Genomic DNA, 22922 nt, shown 5'->3' with positions numbered 1-22922 from the left:
TCGGGGTCGATCTCGAACCGGTTGTCGTAGCGCGAGAGGCTTTCGCCGTAGCCGCGCAGCGAGAGCGTGCTGCCGAACCGGCTGTGGATCTCCTCCTTGAGCGAGGCGCCGTAGCCGGGAATGCCGCTCGTGGCGGTGGCGCTCCGGCCGAAGCCGGTGCCGATGAGGATGAAGTAGCCGCCGTGGTAGCCGTTGCTCCGGTCGTAATTGAAGCGGGGAATCGTCGCGTGACTGCCGCCCGCGCCATCGTCGTTGACGCGCGGGCGATTCCGCCAGGACGGCAGGATGCCCACCATCGGCCCGCTCTTGATCGTGTCCATCAGGTGGTGTCCCACCCGGCCGCTCGAGTTGGCCAGCCCCTGCGGATGCTGGCGCGAGCGCGAGTTGAGCAGCAGTCGGCCCGTCTCCACCGTGCTCGCCGCGAGGACGACGGCCCTGGCGTACACCTCCTCGTCCTTCCGGGTCCGGGCGTCGATGAAGGAGACGCCCCGGGCGTGTCCGCGGTCGTCCACCAGCACCTCACGAGCGACGGCGTGCGTGCGGAGCGTGAAATTCGGTCGTCCCTGGAGCTTGGGGATGATGGCGTCGAGCGTGCTGAAGCGGGCGCCCACCGGGCAGCCCCTGCCGCACCCGGAGCAGTAGTGGCACTTGGGGCGGCCGTCGTGCGGCGCGCTGAGGGCGGCCGTGCGCTCGGACAGCACGGGCACGCCGATGCGATCGCAGGCGGCCTTGAGGTCGCGCTCGGTGCAGCGCCAGGGATGAGGTGGACCCGCGTAGATGCCATCCGGCATGTTCGGGTAACGGTCGGCCTGGCCGGCGATGCCGACCAGGCGCTCCACCTTGTCGTAGTACGGCGCGAGTTCGTCGTAGTCGAGGGGCCAGTCGTCGCCGTAGCCCTGGCGCGATGCCGGCTTGAAGTCGAGCGGCCCGTGGCGAAAGCACGAACGGCCCCACGTGTTCGTGCGGCCGCCCACTGCGCGCAGCCGCGTCCAGTGGAAGCGATCGAGTGAGTCGTAGGTGTCTTCGCGCGGGTTGGTGTAGAGGTGCGCGGTGTACTCGTTGATCTTCCAGAGCCCGTCGTACTTGCCGGGCGGCCCCTCACCGCGGAACTTCAGGTCCCACGGCATCTCGTGGGACAGGAAGTCGGTGCCCGGCGTGAGCATGCGGCCTGCTTCGAGCAGCAGCACGCGCGCCCCGGCATTGACCAGCACCAGCGCGGCGGTGGCGCCGCCAGCGCCGGAGCCCACCACGATCACGTCGTACGCCTGCGCCATGGTTCCTCGCCTGAAGATGTGCGCGGCAGTCTATCGCACCGGGCAGGCAGTTCTCGCCGGGCGCCACCTCACGTCACGCAGGTAGGGCCGGGGGCCGTCTCGGCGTGGCAGTGCCGATTGTCAGCGTGCTGCGTAGCCAGCCATCGGCGCCCCGTCCTCGCCCAGGCGGCCCACGGTCCACAGCAGCCCGCGCGTGACCATGGCGAGGTACACCGGATCGGCCACCATCGCCGTGTTGTGGCCCAGTGAGGTCACGAACACCTTCGCGCGCCCATGGGTGTTCGTCCAGACAAGGGGGTAGGTCTTCTTCGACTCGACGCTGTAGGCCTGGGCCAGCGGCGTCATCCCCGGCCACGTGCGTTCGAGTTCGTACAGCTCTTCAGGGGTGGTCACCCACGTCTCCGGCACGCCCCGCATGATGGGGTGCCCCTTGGCGACAGTCTCGACCGTGAGGGGGCGCTGCGCGTCGTGGCGCATGCTGAACGCGCCCATCATTTCGCCCCAGGCGCGTGTGGTCGATCGCCGATAGCTGTGCACGGCGCCGTGCAGGATGACGGCACCAACCCCGCTGTCGCGATGCGCCGCAGCGAGCCGCTCGATCCAGGGCACGTCGACCACGTGCGAGAAGGACATGTTGTACAGGACGACGTCGACGTCCTTCGTCCACGCCGTGTCCTTGTGGCGGTCGATCAGCACCTCGGTCGAGGTCCCGGCCGTGTGGTCGATGGTCCAGGTGACGTTGGCCGTTCTGGCCACGGCCGGAGGGACAATCGCCTCCTGCTTCACGAACTCGTGGAAGCCGCCGCCCGTGACGTAGAGGGCGCGGATGGGTTTGGGCGCCTGTGCGGCCTCGGGCGTGCCCTGCCATGCCCTCGACACGGCCAGCAGTGCGATGAGGACGGTGCCGATGGCGACGTGACGAGGCATGTGTGGCTCCTGCGGACGAGAGGGCGCGCACCCGACGGGGCGGGCGGATTATGCCATGCGGTCGCGTGCCGTCCTCAGGGTGCCTTCACGGCGGCGAGCAGGGCGAGTTCACGCCATTTCCAGTGGCAGTCGACTTCGACGAAGCCGATCGCGCGCAGCCACTGCAACTGGGTCTCGACGGGCGTCAGCTTGTTGGACGGGTCGTCATCCTCGGGCGCCACGCCGAGGGCGCCCAGGAACCACTGGTGCAGGGCGGGTGTGGCCGACGCCACGTGCTCGAGGTTGAGGAACACGCCTCCGGGCAGCAGCCGGTCGTGGATCTCGCGGTACAGGGCGCGCTTGCGGTCGTCGACCAGGTGGTGAATCGCGAAGCTGGAGACGATGGCGTCGAAGGCGCCGAGGTCGGGGAGGGGCGCGTCCAGGTCGTGGCGCACCACGGTCACGCGCGGGTCGTTCCCGAAGCGGGCGTGCAGGCGATCGAGCATCGTGTCGGAGAAGTCGACGGCAATGCCGGTGGCCTCCGGCAGGTGGTCGAGCAACAGGCCGATCAGGCGTCCCTCTCCGCTGCCGAGGTCGAGGATCCGCCGCGTCCGTGTCGGGACGCACTCGAGGAGCGAGGCCTCGCCTTCCTCGCGTCGGGGGATGCGATAGGCGATCTGCAGGTAGCGCTCGGCGTGTGCCGCTTCGGTCCAGAGGTTGACGTCGTCCACGGTCACAGACTACCGCCGAACCCGCAGGCGCGCTCGACCGAAGCCTCGCGGGTCAGGCACGTGCCGGCGCGGCGACCCACTCGGCCACGACGAGGAACACGAGGCGCACTGCCCAGGGTTGCCACGCCAGCGCCCCACCCGCCACGATGCGCGGGCCGACGACGAACAGCACGTAGGGCGCGAGGATCCCGAGGACGAGCAGGAAGGGGCCGCCCGAATACTCGAGCGGGTGCAGGATGTCGGCCTTGGTGAACTCCGAGCGGAACAGCGTGTCGCCCAGGATCATCACCGGCACCGCCGCGGTGCGACGCCAGAACCGGCTCACTGCCGGTCCCGGCCACGCCGGCTCGCCGCTGGCCGTCTTCGGTCGCCACTTGAGCCAGGCGCCCGCGAGTTCGCCGGCAGCCATGGCATACAGCCCGAGGATCGACACCAGGGGGCCCACCATCCAGATCCGTCGTCGCAGCGCCACTTCGCGGTCGGTGTCTTCGGGGCCGCGCGTGAAGAGCAGGAACACGCAGAGGACGAAGATGATCCAGATGGCGATGGGGAACCGGCCGCCCGGTTCCTCGAGCAGCCGATCGGGTGACCAGATCGAGCGCCGCGCGAGGTAGTCCGCCAGGGTCACCCACCCGGCCAACAGGAGGTCCTCGACTTCGAGCAGGCGCCCGGTCCGCGGCCGCGCGCCGGCTGGCGGTGTCGTTGCGGGCGCGGTCATGCTGTCATCCAGTACTGTCCGGCCCACGAGGACAGGTAGAAGAACACGAAGCGAAGGATCCATGGCCGCCACGCCAGCGGCCCACCGGCGGCGATCCGGGGACCGGCCACGAACAGCATGAAGGGGAGCGCCGACAGCCCGGCCATCAGCAGCGTCGGGAGCAGCGCGGCGCCGTCGATGGGCGCGGCGGCTGCCCCGAGATTGGTCATGGCGAGCTCCGAGCGGAACAACGCGTCGCCGAGCAGCGCCACCGGGATCGCGGCCGTCCGTCGCACGACGCCGGGCACGTACGGTCCGGGCCAGGGCGGCTCCTGGTCGGGCTTCAGGTCGGGACTCCCGAACACGGCCTGCTGGACGCCCGACGCGACCAGCGCGTAGATCGACAGGACCGGCAGTGCGAGGCCGAGCATCGGCCACCGGCGGCCCAGTGCGACGTCACGGTCGGTGTCCTCGGGGCCGCGCGTCAGGAGCACGAACAGGAACAGCCCGAGGAACAGCCAGCCTGTCGGCGTGAGGGCTCGCAGGAACGCCAGCCACCCCGGCCCCGCGTCGCCGGACGACAGGCTCTGGAGCAACTGGAAGGGGTCGCCGGCCCAGCGACGCACGAGTTCCTCGACGCCGAACACCCAGCCGCCGAGCAGCAGATCCTCGACCTGGAGCACGTGCGTCGGCCGGCGCGGCGGCAACGCACCCTCGCGCGGACCGTCGTGACTCGCGCGATACTCCGCGGCCGCCTCGGCTCCACGGGTCTCGGGCGTCGCCCGCGACCCTCGATTGAACATGCGCGTGATTCTATGTCTTCCCCGGCTGACCGCGTCCGACTGCCGACTGCCGTCCCGCTTCCCGACTCCCGACTCCCGATTCCCGGCACTTTCCCCTACCATGTGCCCATGCTCAAGACGCTCGCGGCGACGATGGTCGCCCTTTTCCTGGTGGGCAGCGTGGTGGACGCACAAACGACGGCGGCGGCCGACGCCGCGAAGGCCGCCGACCTGGCGCGGTTCACGGCGCAGACCAGCAACGACTTCGCGGCACTCGGCCAACTGCTGGCTGACGACCTCATCTACACACACTCGAGTGCGGCCGTTGACGGCAAGGCCAGCTTCATCGAGAGCATGCGCAGCGGCACGGTCAAGTACGAGTCGATCGAGCCGCGCGACGTGCAGGTGCGCGTCTACGGCAACACTGCCGTCATCACCGGGGCCGGACGATTTCGCGTGACTGCCCGCGGCGAGAAGCTCGACAACCAGCTGCGCTACACCAACGTGTGGGTGCTGCGCGACGGGCGCTGGCAGATGGTGAGCTGGCAGAGTACGAAGATTCCTTAACGCTTAACGCCGAACGCTTGACGATCGTTGGCCACGGGCTGCGGGCCACAGGCGGCCTGTCGTCGGCCTGACCTCAGGTGGCCTGTCGCCTGCAGGCTGCAGCCCTTCCCGCGGACCGCTTCCGGCTACCCGTTCCCCGATTCCCGATTCCCGCTTCGTTCCCATGCCCCTCCAACTCGGATTCGTCTCCGCCATCCTTCCGGAACTCTCCCTCGACGAGGTGCTCGCGTTCGCGGCCGCCGAGCGGTTCGCGTGCGTCGAGGTGATGTGCTGGCCGGTCGGCAAGGCCGAGCGCAAGTACGCCGGCGTGACGCACGTCGACGTCACCGACTTCACGCAGGCGCAGGCCGACGATGTGCTGGCGTTGTGCGCGCGGCACGGCGTGTCGATTTCGGCGCTCGGCTACTACCCGAACCTGCTCGACCCTGATCAGGCGGTGGCCGACGTGGCGCGCGCGCAGCTCGAGCGCGTGATCGTCGCCGCGCCGCTGCTGGGCCTCAAGACCGTCAACACGTTCGTCGGACGCGACTGGACCCGCAGCGTCGACGACAACTGGCCGCGCTTCCTCGATGTGTGGCGCCCGCTGCTGGCGCTGGCGGCCGACCACGGCGTCCGGATCGGCATCGAGAACTGCCCGATGTCGTTCACGAAGGACGAGTGGCCGGGCGGCAAGAACCTCTTCACGACGCCCGTGATCTGGCGTCGTGCGTTCGAGGACCTCGGCGCCGACAACCTCGGCCTCAACTACGACCCGTCACACTTCGCGCTGCAGCACATGGACCCGTGCAGCCCCCTCAAGGAGTTCCAGGACCGCCTGTTCCACGTGCACGCGAAGGACATCCGGATCCGGCGTGACCGCATCGACCAGGTCGGCATCTTCGCGCACCCGCTCGAGTGGCACCAGCCGCGCCTGCCGGGCTACGGCGAGATCGACTGGGCCCGCTTCATGGGCGCGCTGATGGAGACCACGTACCGCGGTCCGGTGTGCATCGAGGTCGAGGACGCGACGTTCGGCAATACGCTCGAAGGCCGCAAGAGCGCGCTCCGCGTGTCGCGCAACGTGCTGGAGCCGTACTTCGGGTAAGTTGGCAATTCGAAATTTGAGATTTGAAATTCTCGTGGGGCGCGGCCTCGCCGCCGCCCCTCGGCATATCGCGCGCGGCAAGGCCGACAGGCCGGCCGCCGGCCAATTTCGAATGTCCAATTTCAAATTGCCGCCGCTGGTCTGCGTCTTCCTGCTCTGGGGCACCGCAGCCACCGCGCAGCCCCTGCCGGCCGGGCAGGTCATCGAGCGCGTCGCGACGCTCGCCGATCCGGCACAGACCTACGCGCTCTACCTGCCGACCAGCTACACGCCCGAGCGGATCTGGCCGATTCTCATCGGCTTCCATCCCGGCGCGCGCGGTCGCGCCATCGTCGATGCGTACCGCGAGGCCGCCGAGCGCCACGGCTTCATCGTCGCGGGCTCGAACGTGTCGCGGAACGGGCCGTTCGAGGCCTCTTGGCAGGCCGCCCGCACGATGCTGCAGGACATCGGCCAGCGCCTGCCCGCCGATGCGCGCCGCGTGTACCTGACCGGCCACTCGGGTGGTGCGCGCCTCGCCCTGCAGATTGCCCTCGCCAACGCGCAGATCGCCGGCGTGATCGCGTCGAGCGCCGGGTTTCCCGACTCGACGCCGCGGAGCTCGGTGTCGTTCCCGATCTTCGGCACGGCCGGCACCGAAGACTTCAACCACGTCGAGATGCGCCTGCTCGATCGCGCGCTGAAGACTTCCCACCGCCTGGCCGTCTTCGAGGGGGGCCATGTGCTGCCGCCGCCCGACGTGGCGATGCAGGCCCTGGACTGGCTCGACCTGCAGGCGATGGCCTCGGGCCGACTTCCACGCGACGCCTCGCGCATCGGCGCGGCATGGGCCGACGCCGAGCGCGCCGCAGCAGAGGCGGGCGAGACCGCGCGTGCCGTTCACCTGCTGCGTGGGATGGCCGTCGACTTCAAGGACCTGCACGACATCAAGGCGGTGGAGGCGCGGGCCTCGGCCCTGGCTCGTCAGCCGGCGGTCAAGCGCGCGCTCGACGATGAGCGCGAGGGCGACGAGCGTGAACGACGGATGATGGAGGACATCGGCCGCCTGCGGACCGACGTCGGGGACGCGTCGATGCGCGCCGCGGCCTTGAAGGCCCTGGAGACACGGCTGTCCGCGCTCAAGACGGAGGCGGATGCGCCGGTCGCGTCTGCCGAGCGAGCCCGGGCGCGTCGCATCCTGCGGGCGACGGCGGCGGATGCGCGGGCCGCGGGCGAGGGCGACGCAGAGTATCGGGCGCTGATTCGCCGCTATGCCGCCCCGTAGGTGGCCATTCGACATGTGACATTCGAAATTCTCGGCGGCTTGCCCTGCGGGCTTCGCCGCGCCCACGGCAACGCAAGGCGAGAGGCCGAAGGCCCTCGCGCGAGAATTTCAGATGTCGAATTTCAAATTGCCAGCGCCGTGCGGAACTCGTCCAGGTACCGCCGCACCTTCTCCTTCGGATCTCCCGGCCCCAGCGTCTCGATGGGCACGTAGCCGCGGTAGCGGGCCTCCTTGAGGATGCGTGCGATCTGCTTCAGGTCGACGCGTTCCTCCTTGTCGTTGCGGTAGACCAGTTCCTTGACCTGCCACGTGTAGGCGTAGGGCGCGAGCATGGCGATCTCGGCGTAGGGGTCGCTGGTCGTGCGCAGGCTGCCGATGTCGACGTTGAGCCCGAACCACCGCGACGGGATGCGGGTACGGATCTCCAGGTAGTCGGCGGCGACCTTCAGGGCGTCGTTGTGGTTCTGCAGCACGATCATCACGCCGTGCGCCTCGGCCGCCGTGACGCAGCGCTGGATCCCGTTGACGATCCAGTCCAGCACCGTTGCCTTCGGCACGCCGGCCGGCATCACCTTGCCGTCGAACACGCGCAGCACGGGCGCGCCCAGCTTCGCAGCCACGTCCACCCAGCGCGTCACGTGCGCCACGTCGGCGTCGCGCTTGCCCGCGTCGGGCACGGCGAAGTCGTTGCGCACGCCCGTGCCGCTGATCCCCAGCCCGAGGCTGAAGGCCAGGTGCTTGATCCGGTAGATCAACGCGTCGTCTGGCACCGCCGGATAGCCCTTGAAGTAATAGCCCGTCGGGTCCACCGCGTCGAAGCCGATCTCGGCGCAGAACTCGAGGACCTGCTCGAGCGACATCGCGCCGCTGGTGAGCGGGCCGTTGAACGAGTACAGGTTGCAGCTCGTCTTGATGCGAGCCGGGAAGCCGGGCACCACCGACGCACCGGCGGGGACGGCAGAGAGGGCCGGCATGACTGCAGCAGCCGCGGTGGTGGCGAGAAACGATCGTCGACTCGGCATGGGAACCCTCTCATCGATGCTGCGCCGAACCCGGCACCCGGTACCCGGTACCCGGTTCCCGGCCGTGCGGCATTCTGCATTCGGCATCGCGGCATTCTATAGTTCCTCCCCATGCGCCCTCTCCTCGCCCTCGCCGCCTGCCTGCTGCTGCCGGCCACGCTCGCTGCCCAGCCCCGACCCGAATGGACGCCCCTGTTCAACGGCAAGGACCTGACCGGCTGGACCAACATCAACACCGATCCCGACACCTGGTTCGTGAAGGACGGCATGCTGATGACCACCGGCAAGCCGCTCGGCGTGATGTGCAGCAACAAGATGTACGAGAACTTCGTGCTGCACATCGAGTGGATGCACCACGAGGCCGGCGGCAACTCCGGCGTCTTCATCTGGAGCGCTGCCAACCCCGATCCCAAGGGCCGCCTGCCCGACGGGCTCGAGGTGCAGATGCTGGAGGTCGACTGGCCGAAGCTGCACGTGAAGGACGGCGTGATGCCCACCGACGACTACGTGCACGGCGAGCTGTTCGGCGTCGGCGGCGTGCAGATCATCCCCGACAACCCGCGCGGGCCGCGCAGCAAGTCCATCGAGAAGCGGGCGCTCCCCCGGGAGAACTGGAACACCTACGATCTCGTCGCGGTGGACGGTGTGGCGAAGCTCTCGGTCAACGGCAAGTTCGTCAACGGGATCCGCAACTCGTCGCGTCGAAAGGGCTACCTGTGCATGGAGTCCGAGGGCGCGCCGATCCAGTGGCGCAACGCCTGGATCATGGAGCTGCCAGGCGGCGTGACGACGCCCGACATGATCGCGCCGGAGCGCGGGAAGTGACGCGTCGCCGGCTGCTCCGCGCGTGCGTCCTGGCCGGCATCATCGTGTCGGTGGGCCTGCCCGCGCGGGCGCAGATGGCCGTCGTGGAGGACCGCTGGGCCAAGGACGTCGACGCCTTCGCGGCACAGGACGCCGCCCGGCCCTTCCCCGAGGGCGGCATCGTCTTCGTGGGCAGCTCGAGCATCCGGCTGTGGGACCTCGCCACGGCGTTCCCGGGGCGGCCGATCCTCAACCGTGGTTTCGGCGGCACGCAGATCGCCGATTCGGTGCGCCACATCGAGCGCCTGGTGCTGCGGCACAAGCCGTCCACGGTGATCGTCTACGCCGGCGACAACGACCTGTCGGCGGGCCGCACGCCCCAGCAGGTGCAGGCCGACTTCCACGCCTTCGTCACCAAGGTGCACGCCGTGCTGCCGCGCACGCGCATCGCCTTCATCGGCATCAAGCCGAGCCTCGCGCGCTGGGCGCTCATCGCGAAGGTGCGCGAGGCCAACCGACTGGTGCGCGCCGAGTGCGACCGCGACGATCGCCTCGGCTTCGTCGACGTCGACGGCCCGATGCTCGGCTGGGACGGCAAGCCGCGCGCCGACCTCTTCGTCGAGGACGGCCTGCACCTCTCCGCGAAGGGCTACGCGGTCTGGAACACGCTGGTCGCGCCGTTTCTCGAGTAGGCGACGACTGGCTACTGGCCACGGCCGACAGGCGGCCTGTCACCGCAGGTCGCCTGTAGCCTGTAGGCTGTAGCCCATGCCTCATCGCGTCGCGGTCCTCGGTCTCGGTCACTGGTACTCCGCCTACGGGCTCGCGCGGGCACTGCCCGAGTACCCGCACGCCACGCTCGTGGCCGCCTCCGACCCGGACCCGCGCCGGCTCTCGGCCTACTGCGACACCTTCCGCATCGAGGCCGTCGCCGACTACGCCGACATCCTCTCTCGCGACGACATCGACATCGTCCACATCGCCGCGCCGGTGCGCGACATCCCGGAGTTGACGACGCGGGCGGCCAGCGCGGGCAAGCACATCGTGATGGGCAAGCCCATGGCGATGACCGTGGCGCAGGCCGACGAGATGGTGCGCGTGGTGGAGGAGAGCGGCGTCACCTGCGTGCCGTTCCAGGGCCTGATGCGGCTGCGGCATCAGGCCCTCAAGGCGCGGGTGGACGCCGGCGAGATCGGCGAACTGGCCGTGATGCACCAGACGGGCCGCTGGGCCATCGCAGAGGACTGGTACATGTCGGGCACGCCGGGGTGGTTCGTCGATCCCGCGCAGGTCCCCGGTGGCGCCTTCATCGACGAGGGGATCTACTGGATCGACCTGTTCCGCTGGCTGGCCGGCAGCGAGGTGGTCGAGGTCGACGCGCGCATGCGCAACATCGTCCATCGGGACCTGCCGGTGGAGGACTGGGGCTTTGCCGTGTTCACGTTCGCCAACGGCGTCACGGCGACGCTCGAGGCATCGTGGACGATCAACGCGCCGCGCGTCACGGGGCCGTCGCCGAAGCGCAACAGCGTCGTGCGGCTCGAACTGGTGGGCACGAAGGGCGAACTGATGGAGCAGTGGTTCCGATCGCCCGGAGGGGCCGCGCTCACGGCTGGGGCGGAGGACTGGGTCTTCGAGCGCTCCAGCGAGGAAGCCTTCGGCCCGGCGACGCCCATGCCGCTGCATCACCTGATTACGTGCCTCGAGCAGGGGACGACTCCGGCGGCGACCATCAGGGACGCGCGCGAGTCGTTCGCCGTGGCGATGGCGGCCTACGCCTCGGCGCGCGAGGGGCGGCCCGTGCGGCTGGACGCTCCAAGCGCTTCCTGAGGTGGGTCCGCATCGCGAGGTCCGGCGGTGAACGGCCGGGCCTGCCGTGCGCCTGCGGCTGCGCCGCGTTCGGTCCGGCGTGGGACCGTCGTTTGATAGGACACGAGCCACGTCCAGCTGTCCCGGGGTCCATGAGCCCGCACAGCCGTGAGGAATCAGGTCCGCACGACGCGGAGCGTGGCAGGGAGTCCCTGGTGGAGCGAAGCCTGTCGCGTCGCGCGTTGGTCATGCCCACGCGTACGGGAGGTCGATCGTGAGTACGATTGACCACATGCAGGCTGGAGCCGTGCCGCTCCCGCCGCCGAGCACGAGGCAGGCCTTCCGCCACCTCATGCGTCGCGCGCAGGATGGCGACGGCTCGGCGCTCCACCTGCTCTTCGCGCAGCACGTCGGTCCGCTGCGCCGGTGGGCGCGCGGGCGCCTGCCGCGCTGGGCGCGCACCGTCGCCGACACGGCCGACCTCGTGCAGGAAGCGCTCGTCCACACCCTGCGCAGGCTCGGGGAGTTCGAGCCGCAGGGGCATCAGGCGCTGCAGGCGTACCTGCGCCGGTCCGTCGACAATCGCATTCACGACGAGTTTCGTCGCATCGCCCGCCGTGGCCTGGCCTCCACGCTCGACGAGGCGCATGCCGACAGCCGACCCTCGCCGCTCGAGGAGGCCGTGGCCCAGCAGACCGAGTCGCGGTACCGGCAGGCGCTCGCACGCCTGCGTCCTGCCGACCGTCGGCTCGTGGTGGCCCGTGTCGAACTCGGCTACTCGCTCGAGCAGCTCGCCCTGATGACCAATCGCCCGCGCGTCGACACGGCGCGGGTTGCCCTCCGGCGCGCCCTCGAGCGGCTCGCGCTGGAGATGGCCCGTGCCTGAGGGCGCTTCCGCCCTGCCGACGGCGGGGCGGACGCGACGGGCGGGCGACGCCGTCCCCATCCTGCGCGAAGCGGTGCAGGCCGTGGTCGAAGGCCAGGCCATCGCCTGGGACGACGCCGAGGAGCGTGGCCGTACGCCGCTGGAGCGTTCGATGACGCGCCAGTTGCGCGACCTGTCGCGCCTGGCCGGGTTCGACGCGAGCGACCCGATGGCGCCACCCACCGTGTTGCCGTCGTGGGTCGTCGTGGCCACAGGCGCGCTCGCGACCGTGCAGGCGGCCACAGGGATCACGGCGGCCCTGTGGCTCGCGTGGCAGGGTGAGGGGCTCGGGTGGCGCACGGCGCTGCCGCTGCTGCTCGCCCTTGCCGCGGGCCTCGCGTGGCGCGTCAGGCGCGCGCGCATGCCCGGTGCCGCCGACCTCCTGATCCTGCTCGCGGCCTGGGCTGGCCGCGGTGCCCTCGAGACCCTCGCCGCGCTGTCTGCGCCGTGGGCGTGGCTCACGGCGCCGCTCCGCATCGCCTGCGTGGAGGCCGCCCTGCCGCTGATGCTGATGCTGGTGGTGCTGGCGCGCGTGTCGCGGCCGCGGTTCACGCGGCGCGACACCTTCGGCCGGTGGCTGGCGTGGGCGGCGTGTGGCTGCACGCTCGTGCTGGCGCCCGCGGTGGTGAGCCGCTGGCTGCCGCTGGCGCTGCCATTTGTCGCCGCGGTGTGGGCGAGTGTGGGGCTGGCGCTCCTCTGGCGGTGGGGGCGTGGCGGGCCGCCGGCATCGGGCGTCGAGGCGACACCGCGCGTGGCTCGGTGGTCGGCCATCGCCAAAGTGACGGCGAGCGACGCGTGGGCCGCGTGGCGGGGCACACACACCACGCGCCTTGCCGCCCTTACGGCCGGCGTGCATCGCGCGCGGACGCTGCGGGAGCTGGCCGCGCTGCTGACTGCGCAGATCGTGGAGGCGACCGGCGCGTCGCGGGCCGTGATCGTCATCCCCGGCGAGGAGGCCTGGACGGCTGTGGGCGGGGAAGGCATCACCGTGCCGTCAGGCTCTGCCGTGGCCGCGCTGCTGGACGGCGCCGACAGCGCCCTGCGCGTGGATGCCGCGTCCCGCACCTTCGGATGGCTGCCGGACGCGGACCGCCGCTGGGTCGCCGACGTGCGTGCCGGTGTGGTCGCCCGCCTGGCAGCGCCCGACGGCCAGACGCTCGGCGGCCTCGTGGTGGGCCTGGCCGAGGACGGTCGCGCCTGTTCGCGGCGCGACCTCGCGTTCGTGTCCGCGGCCGCGGGCATCGCCGGCGTCGCCATGTCGGCGCTGGTGCGCGCGAACGGGACGACCACCGTGGCGGCCGGTGACGAGGAGGAAGTGCCGTACGAGTGCGAGGCGTGCGGGCGACTGTCCCCCGAGGCCGCGCGATGCGCGTGTGGCGGCGCCACGATCCTTGCGGCCCTGCCGGCCGTGCTCAATGGCGCCTTCGTCCTCGAGCGACGGATCGGCCGCGGCGGGATGGGCGTGGTTTATCGCGCGCACGACACGCGGCTCGATCGGCTGGTGGCGCTCAAGACACTGCCGGCGTTGCCGTCGGCGGCCCTGGCGCTGCAGGCCGAGGCCCGCGCGATGGCGGCTCTCGAGCACCCGTCGGTGGCATCGGTGCACGGCCTCGAGACGTGGCGCGGCACGCCCGTCCTCGTCGTGGAGTATCTCGCCGGCGGCACCCTGGCCACCCGGATCGCCAGCGGGCCGATGCGGCCGGGCGAGGCCGTCGCGCTGGCGCACGGCCTCGCCGAGGCGCTTGCCGCGCTGCATGCGCGCGGCTGGCTCCATGGCGACATCAAGCCGAGCAACATCGGGCTCACCCGCGATGGGGTGCCGAAGCTGCTCGACTTCGGGCTGACGCGCTGGCAGGTGGCGGCACCCGGTGGCGCGGAACAGGCCGGCCTCGCGATCGCCGACGGCACGCGGTCGGGGCCCCTGGCCGGCACGCCGCTCTATCTGTCGCCGGATGCCCTCGAGGGACGGCCCGGCAGCGAGTCCGACGACGTCTGGGCGCTGGCCCTCGTCATCGTCGAACTGCTGACCGGTGTGCATCCCTTCCGCGGCGGGAGCCCCGGCGACGTCGCGACGCGCATCCGCACGCATGGCCCCGTCGACGTGCGGCGCTCGGTGCCCGCCACGCCGGCGTGGCTTGCCGAGGTACTGGCCGCCGCCCTCCACCCTGATCGCGCGCAGCGCATCATCCGTGCACGCGCCCTGGCCGACGCCCTGGCCTCGCCGCCCGGCCACGCTGCCGCGACCGTGCCTGTCCGCGAGGCGAGCGCCTGAGCGCCCGACTCACCGATCGCACACTGCCCACGACACAGACGTGACCTCCATCACCGATCAGACCTGGATTGCGCTCGCCGAGACCCTGCACGTGGAGAAGGCCGTCCTGCAGGCCGTGGCGCAGGTGGAGTCGGGCGGGTCCGGTTTCCTCGCCACCGACCCGCCGAGGCCGAAGGTGCTCTTCGAGGGGCACTACTTCCACAGGTTGACGAGCGGACGGTTCGCCGCGGCGCACCCGACGATCAGCTTCCCGACCTGGACGCGCAAGCACTACGCCAAGACGGGCCTCGGTGAGTGGGCGCGCCTCGAGCAGGCCATCGCGCTCGACCGCGCATCGGCGCTGCAATCGGCCAGTTGGGGCGCCTTCCAGATCATGGGCGCCAACTTCGCGCAGGCCGGATGCGCCGACGTGGAGGCCTTCGTCACGGCACAGTGGAGCGGCGTCGAGGCGCAGCTCGAGTGCTTCACGCGCTTCATCGACCGCGCCTGGTACCTCGACCCGCTGCGCGCGAAGGACTGGGCGACGTTCGCGCGGCGCTACAACGGCCCGGGCTACGCCGCCAACGCGTACGACGTGAAGCTGGCGCGCGCCTACGACGCGTGGGTGGCGGCCGCCGCACCGACGGCGCGCGGACGACGTGGCCTCGGCGGCCTGCGGCGTCGTGGCGAGGAGACGCGGCCGCCCGGGCGCCCGCTCGTCGCGGCCGTGCCGCTGGAGGCGCGGGCCTCGTCGCAGCGGCTCGTGCGCGCCGACGCGCTGGACCTGCGCGACTGGCCGTATCGTCCGCGCATCGGCCAGGCGCCGCCCGCGGCGCTGTGGCCGGCGCGCCTGCGGCCCGTGGCGCACCAGGGGCGCAGCAGCGCGTGCACCGGCTTCGCACTGGCCACGATTGTCGAGTACCTCCTCGATCGCGCCGGGCGACCCGTCGAGGCGATCTCGGGGCACATGCTCTACGACATGGCGCGCCGGTACGACGAGTGGGCCGACAACGACACGCAGGATCAGGGGTCGTCGCTGCGCGGCGCGTTGCGCGGCTGGTACTACCACGGCGCGAGCGCCGCGTCGCTCTGGCGGGGGCAGGTCATGCCGGGCGCGAGTCTCGACGAGGGCGACTGGTGGCTCGACGCCGTGAAGCGGCCGCTCGGCGCGTACTTCCGCGTGCAGGCCGACATGGTGCCCGACATGCACAGCGCGCTGGCGGAGGCGGGCGTGCTCTACGCGAGCGCGCTGACGCACGCCGGGTGGGATGCGCTGCACCGGGCGACGCCCACGGCCGTGCCCGCCACGCCGGACGCCCTCCCGGTGATCGAGGCACGCGAGGGCCTGCCCGATGCCGGCCACGCGTTCGCGATCGTCGGCTACACCGAGCGCGGCTTCCTCGTGCACAACTCGTGGGGCGATCATTGGGGCGCCGGCGGCTTCGCGATCCTGACCTATGCGGACTGGCGGCAGAACGCCATGGACTGCTGGGTGGCGCAGCTGGGCGTGGTCACCGACGAGCACCGCGTCGTGGCCGAGGCGCCCACGCTGCGTGTGGACGCCGCGTCGGGCCGCGTGCAGCTCTCGAGCAATCGGCAACTCGCCGCGCACGAGATCTCGCCGTTCGTGCTCACGGTGGATGCCGAGGGCCGGTTCTGCACGCGCGGTCGCTTCCGCACCAATGCCGATGACGTCGCCCTGCTGATCGACGAACACCTGCCGCGCGCCTGCGAGCGATGGGGCTGCGCCGACACCGTGGACATCGCCATCGTCGCGCACGACGGGCTGACGGGCGAGGATGGCGCCGTGGGGCGGGCGCTCCACTGGATTCCGCAGCTCTACTCGGCCGGGATCCTGCCCGTGTTCCTGCTCTGGGAGACCGACGCGGCCGGCGGCGTGCGCAAGCTGCTCGAGGCGAAGGTCGCGACCGACGATGTGCCGGCGAGGCCGATGCCCTGGCGGGCGGTGTCGCCCTCCGCGCTGCTGGCCTGGCACGACGAGCGCATCGAGGGACGACTGCGGCAGCCGGGGCGGGCGCTCTGGCGTGAGGTGCGCGACCACGCGACGGCGATCGCGACGGGCGCCGACGCGGCGTTCCTGACGCTGGCCGATCGGCTGCAGGCGCGCGCCCGGCGGCGGTCGCTCCCCACGCCGCGCGTCCACCTCGTGGCGCACTCGGCGGGGGCGCTCGTGGCGACGCACGCCGTGCCGGAACTCGTGCGCCGGCGGTTACCGTTGCGCACCCTGTCGTTGATCGCGCCGGCGGTCGGCGTGGAGACCTTCACGGCAGTGGCGGGGGCCGCGCTCGAGGCGTGCGAGGCGCGCCTGCTGGTGGCGCACCTGACCGACGCGGCCGAGCGCAGCGATGCGACGTGCGCGCCCTATGGCCGGTCGCTGCTGTGGCTGGTGTCGCGCGTGCTGGAAGACGAGCCCGGCACGCCGCTGGTCGGGCTGGAGGCCCACCTGGCGCGAGCCGTGCTCGAGCGTGCGTGGGGGCGACGGACGACCCGCCTGGCCTCACCTGGCGGCACCGTGTCTGAGGAACGGCGCGGCACCGTGGCGACGACCCACGGCAGCCTGCCGGAAGATCCTGCGGTCCTGCAGGCGATCATCACGCACATCAAGCAGTCGTGACCTGCCGAAGCCGGTGACGCCACGGAGTAGCGGCAGACAGGGGCAGTCGATTCCGGTGAACGAGTTCCCGGCGCCGGCGTTCACTGGCGACAGCCAGGGGGTGAATCTCGGCGCATGCGTACGAGGTGCCTGACTCTACCGGCCTCGGCGCCTCCACGTGGCGAGGGGCTATCGATGTGTGGTTTTCGGCCGGATCCATACTGCACCTTGGATCAGCGGTAAGGAAATCGTGAGGAATCGCTCCGTATCGTGAGGCGTCCCGGCGTCATCGAGGACCGCAGGTGATCGACTTCGTCGACAGCCGCGTGACCGTCCCCATCGCAGGAGCCCGCTGATGCGTCAATCCGTTCTGCCCACTCTCGTCCTGGCCGTTGCGAGTCTCTCGGCCTGTTCGGGACCCGCGACGACCCCACCCTCGTCGGCCCCGCCCGTCGGCAGCGCGCGGCCGGCCGCCGCGTCGGCCACGGCCGCCACCGTCTATCACAACGGCGACATCCTCACGATGGCAGGCGCGGCGCCGGCCTATGTCGAGGCGCTGGTCGTGAAGGACGGCACGATCCTGTTCGCGGGCCCGAAGGCCGAGGCGCTGACCAGGGCCGGCGCCGGCGCTTCACAGGTGGACCTCGCGGGCAGGACGCTCGTGCCCGGGTTCATCGACGGCCACGGCCACATGATCTACTTCGGCAAGAACCTGATCGACGCCGACCTGTTCGGCGTCAAGGACATCCCCGAACTGATCGCCCGGATGAAGGCGCACGTGGCCGACGTGCCGGCCGGCGCGTGGATTGTCGGCTTCGGCTACCAGGCCAAGCAGATGAAGGAAGGGCGGACGCCGACCATCGAGGAACTGGACGCGATCTCGGCCGACCGGCCCGTGCTGATCGTCGACAGCTCGGGGCACCTCGGCTCCGGCAACTCCGTCGTCTTCACGGCCGCGGGCATCACGGCCGGCACGCCCGACCCGGCAGGCGGCACGTTTTCCCGCACGCCCGGCAGCCAGGCGCTGCTGGGGCCGATGGAGGAGACGGCGCTCAACGCCGTGCGCAGCAGGCGGCCGCCGTTCACGGGTGAACTCGCCGACCGTGCGGCCCTGGGTGGCGCGAAGGTCTGGGCCAGCTTCGGCCATACGACGGCGCAGGACTGCGGCATCGGCCTCGGCGCCGACGACATCGACATCCTGCGCAACGCCATCGACAAGAAGCTGCTGCCCATCGACCTCTACGTCTGCGCCAAGGACTCGGTCACCGACGACATGATCAACGCGGCCTACGGCGTGGCCTCGGAATACGACAAGGCCCCTGGCGACACGTCGGCGAAGATCCTCGCGCTGCGCCCCGACCTCGACAAGCGCTACATCAACCGCGTCCGCCTCGGCGGCATCAAGTTCTGGCTCGACGGCAGCCTCGACACCGCCTGGTTCACCAAGCCCTACGTCGTCAACCCGCCGGGCAAGACCGGGAAGTTCAGCGGCTATCGCCAGATTCCCGATGCCGTCCTCGAGGCGGCCCTCGATCGATTCTGGACGACCGGGATCCAGATCAACATGCACATGAACGGCGACGCCGCGATGGACCAGGCGCTGGCCGCGATCGACAAGGCCATCAAGAAGCACGGCATGCGCGACCACCGCCCGGTGTTGATCCACGCCACCTACGTCCGCCCCGACCAGGTCGCACGCATCAAGGCCGTCGGCGCCGTGCCCACCTTCCTGTCGGGGTCACTGCCGATTGGCGGTGACGCCGTTCTGAAGATGTGGGGTGCGGAACGGGCGAAGACGTCGATGGCGTCGAGGACGATGCTCGAGGCCGGCATCCCGTTCTCGTTCTCGCACGACTCGCCGGTGACGCCGAGCCCGTCGGTCATGGCGCTGGTCGATGCCGCTGTGAACCGTCGCACCAACAGCGGCACGGTGGTGAGCCCCGAGCAGTCGATCGGCCCCTACGACGCACTGCGCGGTGTCACCGCCATGGCGGCCTACCAGATCAAGGAAGAGCAGGCCAAGGGCACGCTCGAGGCGGGCAAGCTCGCCGACATGGTGATCCTCGAGAAGAATCCCCTCAAGGTCGATCCGCTGACCATCAAGGACATCAAGGTCCTCGAGACGATCAAGGAAGGCACGACCGTCTACAAGGCAGGAACGAAGTAATGGCCTGGCGCCCGCTCGGGCTCGTACTCGCCTTGGGAGGGATCACCGCGTGCGCCGGGCCCGCGCCCACCAGCACGAACGGAGGCACCGGCGCGCCTGCCGCGGCCCTGTCACGGGCCACCATCTACTCCGGTGGCCCGATTCTCACCATGGCCGGCGACGCGCCGGCCTACGTCGAGGCTGTCGTGGTGAAGGAGGGCCGCATCGCATTCGCGGGCGGCAAGGGCGATGCCGTTGCGCAGGCAGGCGCGGCGGCGACGCATGCCGATCTCGCCGGCCGGACGATGCTGCCCGGCTTCGTCGATGCCCACGGACACGTCTCGGCGGTGGGCCTGCAGGCCATCGCGGCCAACCTGTTGCCGCCGCCCGACGGCGGCAACGACTCGATCGCGGCCCTCCAGGCGACCACCAAAGCGTGGCTCGCCTCGTCGGACGTGCCCCGGCGCTTCGGCGTGGTCGTCGGCTTCGGCTACGACGACTCACAGCTGAAGGAGCAGCGGCATCCGACGCGCGACGAACTCGACGCGATCTCGACGGACCTGCCGATCTACGTCATCCACCAGTCGGGCCACCTCGGCGCCGCCAACAGCAAGGCGCTCGAACTCGCGGGTATCACGGCGGCCACTGTCGACCCACAAGGCGGCGTCATCCGCCGCCGTGCCGACTCGAAGGAACCCGACGGCGTGCTCGAGGAGACGGCCCACTACGCGGTGCTCTACAAGGTCGTCATGGCGCGGTTCGGCGGCGACACGGCGCTCGAGCTGATCCAGGCCGGCCAGCAGCTCTACACCCGCTTCGGCTTCACCACGGCGCAGGACGGCGCCACCGATCCCGCCAATGTACAGGCCTTCCGGCGGGCCGCCGCCGCCGGCAGGCTCGCCATCGACGTCGTCTCGTACCCGGCCTACGTGACGGCGGTCGACACGCCGTTCATGAAGGTCTCGAAGGCGTACGACCGCCACTTCCGCATCGCTGGCGTGAAGCTCACGCTCGATGGGTCGCCGCAGGGCAAGACGGCCTGGTTGACCACGCCCTATCACGTCGTGCCAGCCGGGCGACCGAAGTCCTACGCCGGCTACGCGACGATGAAGGACGCGGAGGTCGAGGCCGCCGTGACGCGCTCGTTCAGGGAAGGCTGGCAGGTACTTGCGCACACGAATGGCGATGCCGCGATCGACCAGTTCCTGAAGGCCGTGACCGCGGCGTCGGCGGCGGTACCCGGTACCGACCGTCGCCCGGTCGCCATCCACGCGCAGACGGCGCGCCTCGATCAGGTGGAGGCGATGAACGCCGCCGGCATCATCCCGGCGTTCTTCCCGATGCACACGTTCTACTGGGGCGACTGGCACCGGGACTCGGTGCTCGGGCGCGAGCGTGCCGCCAACATCTCGCCCACCGGGTGGGCGCTGCAGCGCGGCATGATCTTCACCTCGCACCACGACGCACCGGTGGCGCTGCCCGACTCCATGCGCGTGCTGTCGGCCACCGTCAACCGCACGACCCGCAGCGGGACCGTACTCGGCGAGGGGCATCGGGTCGATCCGTACGTCGCGCTGAAGGCGATGACGGCGTGGGCGGCGTTCCAGCACTTCGAGGAGGAGAGCAAGGGCACCATCGAGGCCGGCAAGCTGGCCGACTTCGTGATCGTGTCCGGCAACCCCATGAGCGTCGACCGTGCCGTGCTGGCGCGCCTGCAGGTGCTCGAGACCATCAAGGAGGGCGTGTCGGTCTACCGTGCGCCCGTGACCACGCCATGATCACGTCTGCTCGCGTCACCCCGCTGGCCCTGGCGCTGCTGTCGGTCGGGGCGGTCGCCCATGCCCAGGCGCCGATCGATGCGGGGCGGCGGGGCACGTGGCCCGCCGCGCGTGTCACGACGACGTCGACGGCCGTGCCCGCGCCCGTCGTCACGACCGTCCGTCCTGCATCGCCAGTGGCGACCGCGACCGACGACGTCAGCGTACCGGCAGAGACCAACGAGGCGGGCGAGGCCGACTCGGCCCCTGCCGCTCCTGCAGCGGCGCCGCTGGCGGCGCCCGCGGTGCAGGAGCCTGCAACGACTCCTGCGCCGGCCGTGGTGCGGGGCCGATTCCCCGGCGTGACGGTCACGCTCGGCGGATCAGTGCGGACGACCATCACGACAACAACCGCGCGCATGGTGCCCGATGCCACGCCCTTCTTCGTCCTGCCGGACTTCGGCGCCGACGAAGGCTCGACCAAGCTGGATGCGCGCCTCAGCACGTTCCTGCTCGCCATCGATGGACTGCCATGGAAGTCGTTCCGGTTCGGTGGCGTGATCCTCGCGCAGTTCTTCGATGGGGACCTGCTCTCCGGGCAGTACGGGTTCTATCCGGGCGCCCTGTACGGCTACATGGCCAACGAGGACTGGAAGTTCTCGTTCGGCATGCAGATGGACGTCTTCAGCCCGCGTATCCCGACGATGATCGACTCGATGTCGGCGTTCGCCTCGTCGGGCAATCCTGGCAACTCGTTCAAGACGCAGTTCCGCGGGGAGCGGTACGTGAAGACCGGCGCGCACGACACGCTCACGATCACGGCGGCCGTCGCCGATGCGCTGCCGACCAACATCGCACCGAACTTCACGCAGTACACCGAGAACACGGGCGTGCCCAACGGCGAGGTCCGCGTGGCCTGGACCCGCGCATCGTCGTCCAAGGACTCGGTGCTCGGATGGTCGCCGTTCGAGGCCGGTGCGTCGGCCGTTACCGGCGCATACCGGACCTTCTCGCCGACCGGCGAGTTCCGGCAGTTCGAGACACGCCTCTGGGGGGTGGCGGCGGACGCCGGTGTGCAGATCGGACGTCGCCTCGGGCTACAGGGCGAGGTCTACACGGGCGCATCGATGGGACCGTACCTCGGCGCCATCAACCAGACGGTCAACCTGCAGACCCAGGAGGCGATCCGGAGCGCCGGGGGATGGGGCGAAGTCGCGTGGGCGTGGAGTCCACGCCTCAGGAGCTACGCCGGCTACGGCATCGACGCGGTCGACGAGGGCGACGTCGCGATCGGGTCGTTCCTGACCAACGAGACCGCCTTCGCCAACGTCTGGTTCGACCAGAGCCGCATGACCCGCTTCGGTGTCGAGGGCACCTGGCGACGGACCGAATACGCGGGCGGCGGCCGGCACGAGGGCTACGCCGTCATGCTGATGTCGGAGTTCCGGTTCTAGGCAGGCGGGCAGGCGGCATAATGCGTGGTTCGATGACCATCTCCACGCCTCTCGGGCCTCTCTCCCTGCTGGCGCGCGTACGCCACCTGCTCGTCGCCGCACTGTGCTCGGCCGTGGCCGCCGCGACGGCCGGGGTGGCCCTCGGCCAGCCCGCGCCGACGGTTGCCGTGGCCGCCACGGCGCCGCGTCCGATCGACCTGTCGCGCTTCGAGAAGGACATCGTCGCCTTCGAGACGGCCGACCGCGCGGCACCGCTGCCGCGCGACGGCATCCTCTTCGTCGGCAGCAGCATCTTCCGCCTGTGGAAGGACCTGGGCGCCCACATGGCGCCGCTGCCGGTGCTCAACCGCGCCTTCGGGGGCTCGCGCACACCGGAGCAACTCCACTTTTTCGATCGCGTGGTGCTGCCGTACCGGCCGCGCATCATCGTGTACTACTGCGGCAGCAACGACGTGAATGCCGGCGAGACCGCCGAGGACATCGCCTGGCACTACCGGGAGTTCTCCGAGCGGGTGCGCGCGACGCTGCCGGGCACGCGGGTCTACTTCGCGTCGATCATCAAGGCGCCGCAGAAACGCGACCGCTGGGACGTCGTCGATCGCGCCAATGCGCTGGTGCAGGCGTATTCGGCGACCGTCGCCGACCGCGGCTATCTCGACATCAATGTCGCGCTGCAGGACGAGCGGGGCGAGCCGCGGATGGAACTGTACCTGTCGGACCAGTTGCACTACCTGCCTCCAGCCTACGAACGGCTCACGGCGACGGTGCGGCCGGTCGTCGAGCAGGCGTGGCGCGAGATGACGCGGCCCTAGGCGAGGTCGCCTGGTCATGGCCG

The 22922-nt window shown here is 70.7% G+C and carries 19 protein-coding genes; 13 read left to right on the top strand and 6 right to left on the bottom strand.

What is annotated here, in order from left to right:
* The 5 genes from ACIRDX_RS07540 to ACIRDX_RS07520 all read right to left on the bottom strand — a co-directional run.
* On the bottom strand, window positions 1-1274 hold a 1274-nt coding region (locus tag ACIRDX_RS07540), incomplete at its 3' end, for a GMC family oxidoreductase N-terminal domain-containing protein (protein WP_396624795.1).
* Window positions 1275-1394: 120 nt separating this feature from the next.
* On the bottom strand, window positions 1395-2201 hold the full coding sequence (locus ACIRDX_RS07535) for a ThuA domain-containing protein (protein ID WP_396624794.1): 807 nt from the start codon (window positions 2199-2201) through the stop codon (window positions 1395-1397).
* 74 nt (window positions 2202-2275) lie between these two features.
* On the bottom strand, window positions 2276-2911 hold the full coding sequence (locus ACIRDX_RS07530; protein ID WP_396624793.1) for a class I SAM-dependent methyltransferase: 636 nt from the start codon (window positions 2909-2911) through the stop codon (window positions 2276-2278).
* Window positions 2912-2963: 52 nt separating this feature from the next.
* Window positions 2964-3629 carry a hypothetical protein gene (locus ACIRDX_RS07525; protein WP_396624792.1) on the bottom strand — a complete coding sequence of 222 codons (666 nt, stop codon included), beginning with the start codon at window positions 3627-3629 and terminating at the stop codon, window positions 2964-2966.
* On the bottom strand, window positions 3626-4411 hold the full coding sequence (locus ACIRDX_RS07520) for a hypothetical protein (RefSeq protein WP_396624791.1): 786 nt from the start codon (window positions 4409-4411) through the stop codon (window positions 3626-3628). The genes ACIRDX_RS07525 and ACIRDX_RS07520 overlap by 4 nt, the downstream gene beginning before the upstream one ends.
* Before the next feature lie 108 nt (window positions 4412-4519).
* On the opposite strand from ACIRDX_RS07520, the gene ACIRDX_RS07515 reads away from it, so the two are divergent.
* The 3 genes from ACIRDX_RS07515 to ACIRDX_RS07505 all read left to right on the top strand — a co-directional run bounded on the left by ACIRDX_RS07515 (window position 4520) and on the right by ACIRDX_RS07505 (window position 7305).
* On the top strand, window positions 4520-4957 hold the full coding sequence (locus tag ACIRDX_RS07515) for a nuclear transport factor 2 family protein (RefSeq protein ID WP_396624790.1): 438 nt from the start codon (window positions 4520-4522) through the stop codon (window positions 4955-4957).
* A 163-nt stretch (window positions 4958-5120) separates the two neighbouring features.
* Complete coding sequence (locus ACIRDX_RS07510) at window positions 5121-6041, top strand: sugar phosphate isomerase/epimerase family protein (protein WP_396624789.1); 921 nt, start codon at window positions 5121-5123, stop codon at window positions 6039-6041.
* Between the two features lie 112 nt (window positions 6042-6153).
* Entirely contained in the window at window positions 6154-7305 is a 1152-nt protein-coding gene (locus ACIRDX_RS07505; protein WP_396624788.1) for a hypothetical protein, read from the top strand.
* A 122-nt stretch (window positions 7306-7427) separates the two neighbouring features.
* On the opposite strand, the gene ACIRDX_RS07500 is transcribed toward ACIRDX_RS07505, so the two are convergent.
* A complete protein-coding gene (locus tag ACIRDX_RS07500) occupies window positions 7428-8279 on the bottom strand; it encodes a sugar phosphate isomerase/epimerase family protein (protein WP_396624787.1) in 852 nt (283 codons plus the stop codon).
* A gap of 159 nt (window positions 8280-8438) precedes the next feature.
* Here ACIRDX_RS07500 and ACIRDX_RS07495 point away from each other — a divergent pair, with 159 nt between their 5' ends.
* The 10 genes from ACIRDX_RS07495 (at window position 8439) to ACIRDX_RS07450 (ending at window position 22899) form a co-directional block, all read left to right on the top strand.
* Window positions 8439-9152: a DUF1080 domain-containing protein gene (locus ACIRDX_RS07495; protein ID WP_396624786.1), complete on the top strand. Its 714-nt coding sequence runs from the start codon at window positions 8439-8441 to the stop codon at window positions 9150-9152.
* The gene (locus ACIRDX_RS07490; protein WP_396624785.1) at window positions 9149-9823 is read left to right on the top strand and encodes an SGNH/GDSL hydrolase family protein; all 675 of its coding nucleotides are present in this window, start codon (window positions 9149-9151) and stop codon (window positions 9821-9823) included. Before ACIRDX_RS07495 ends, ACIRDX_RS07490 begins: the two co-directional genes overlap by 4 nt.
* Window positions 9824-9899: 76 nt before the next feature.
* Window positions 9900-10961 carry a Gfo/Idh/MocA family protein gene (locus ACIRDX_RS07485; RefSeq protein ID WP_396624784.1) on the top strand — a complete coding sequence of 354 codons (1062 nt, stop codon included), beginning with the start codon at window positions 9900-9902 and terminating at the stop codon, window positions 10959-10961.
* Window positions 10962-11214: 253 nt separating this feature from the next.
* Window positions 11215-11826 carry an RNA polymerase sigma factor gene (locus tag ACIRDX_RS07480; RefSeq protein WP_396624783.1) on the top strand — a complete coding sequence of 204 codons (612 nt, stop codon included), beginning with the start codon at window positions 11215-11217 and terminating at the stop codon, window positions 11824-11826.
* Complete coding sequence (locus tag ACIRDX_RS07475; RefSeq protein ID WP_396624782.1) at window positions 11819-14137, top strand: protein kinase; 2319 nt, start codon at window positions 11819-11821, stop codon at window positions 14135-14137. Before ACIRDX_RS07480 ends, ACIRDX_RS07475 begins: the two co-directional genes overlap by 8 nt.
* 40 nt (window positions 14138-14177) lie before the next feature.
* Complete coding sequence (locus ACIRDX_RS07470; RefSeq protein WP_396624781.1) at window positions 14178-16751, top strand: N-acetylmuramidase domain-containing protein; 2574 nt, start codon at window positions 14178-14180, stop codon at window positions 16749-16751.
* 334 nt (window positions 16752-17085) lie between these two features.
* Entirely contained in the window at window positions 17086-18897 is a 1812-nt protein-coding gene (locus ACIRDX_RS07465) for an amidohydrolase (RefSeq protein ID WP_396624780.1), read from the top strand.
* Window positions 18897-20654: an amidohydrolase gene (locus ACIRDX_RS07460; RefSeq protein WP_396624779.1), complete on the top strand. Its 1758-nt coding sequence runs from the start codon at window positions 18897-18899 to the stop codon at window positions 20652-20654. The genes ACIRDX_RS07465 and ACIRDX_RS07460 overlap by 1 nt, the downstream gene beginning before the upstream one ends.
* Window positions 20651-22087, top strand: a complete 1437-nt coding sequence (locus tag ACIRDX_RS07455) for a hypothetical protein (protein WP_396624778.1) — start codon at window positions 20651-20653, stop codon at window positions 22085-22087. The genes ACIRDX_RS07460 and ACIRDX_RS07455 overlap by 4 nt, the downstream gene beginning before the upstream one ends.
* Window positions 22088-22119: 32 nt before the next feature.
* Window positions 22120-22899, top strand: a complete 780-nt coding sequence (locus ACIRDX_RS07450; RefSeq protein ID WP_396624777.1) for a GDSL-type esterase/lipase family protein — start codon at window positions 22120-22122, stop codon at window positions 22897-22899.
* Window positions 22900-22922 lie beyond the last annotated feature (23 nt).

Origin of the sequence: Luteitalea sp. (genome assembly GCF_044337415.1) — a bacterium.
Classification (GTDB): domain Bacteria; phylum Acidobacteriota; class Vicinamibacteria; order Vicinamibacterales; family Vicinamibacteraceae; genus Luteitalea.
Note: the sequence above shows the minus strand (reverse complement) of the source record. Positions and strands in the feature narration are given on the sequence as shown.

Bases quoted from the DNA above. Each gene is read 5' to 3' on its own strand.
- ACIRDX_RS07535 (WP_396624794.1), bottom strand. From the start codon at position 2,201: ATGCCTCGTCACGTCGCCATCGGCACCGTCCTCATCGCACTGCTGGCC.
- ACIRDX_RS07525 (WP_396624792.1), bottom strand. From the start codon at position 3,629: ATGACCGCGCCCGCAACGACACCGCCAGCCGGCGCGCGGCCGCGGACC.
- ACIRDX_RS07520 (WP_396624791.1), bottom strand. From the start codon at position 4,411: ATGTTCAATCGAGGGTCGCGGGCGACGCCCGAGACCCGTGGAGCCGAG.
- ACIRDX_RS07515 (WP_396624790.1), top strand. From the start codon at position 4,520: ATGCTCAAGACGCTCGCGGCGACGATGGTCGCCCTTTTCCTGGTGGGC.
- ACIRDX_RS07510 (WP_396624789.1), top strand. From the start codon at position 5,121: ATGCCCCTCCAACTCGGATTCGTCTCCGCCATCCTTCCGGAACTCTCC.
- ACIRDX_RS07505 (WP_396624788.1), top strand. From the start codon at position 6,154: ATGTCCAATTTCAAATTGCCGCCGCTGGTCTGCGTCTTCCTGCTCTGG.
- ACIRDX_RS07500 (WP_396624787.1), bottom strand. From the start codon at position 8,279: ATGCCGGCCCTCTCTGCCGTCCCCGCCGGTGCGTCGGTGGTGCCCGGC.
- ACIRDX_RS07495 (WP_396624786.1), top strand. From the start codon at position 8,439: ATGCGCCCTCTCCTCGCCCTCGCCGCCTGCCTGCTGCTGCCGGCCACG.
- ACIRDX_RS07485 (WP_396624784.1), top strand. From the start codon at position 9,900: ATGCCTCATCGCGTCGCGGTCCTCGGTCTCGGTCACTGGTACTCCGCC.
- ACIRDX_RS07465 (WP_396624780.1), top strand. From the start codon at position 17,086: ATGCGTCAATCCGTTCTGCCCACTCTCGTCCTGGCCGTTGCGAGTCTC.
- ACIRDX_RS07460 (WP_396624779.1), top strand. From the start codon at position 18,897: ATGGCCTGGCGCCCGCTCGGGCTCGTACTCGCCTTGGGAGGGATCACC.
- ACIRDX_RS07455 (WP_396624778.1), top strand. From the start codon at position 20,651: ATGATCACGTCTGCTCGCGTCACCCCGCTGGCCCTGGCGCTGCTGTCG.
- ACIRDX_RS07450 (WP_396624777.1), top strand. From the start codon at position 22,120: ATGACCATCTCCACGCCTCTCGGGCCTCTCTCCCTGCTGGCGCGCGTA.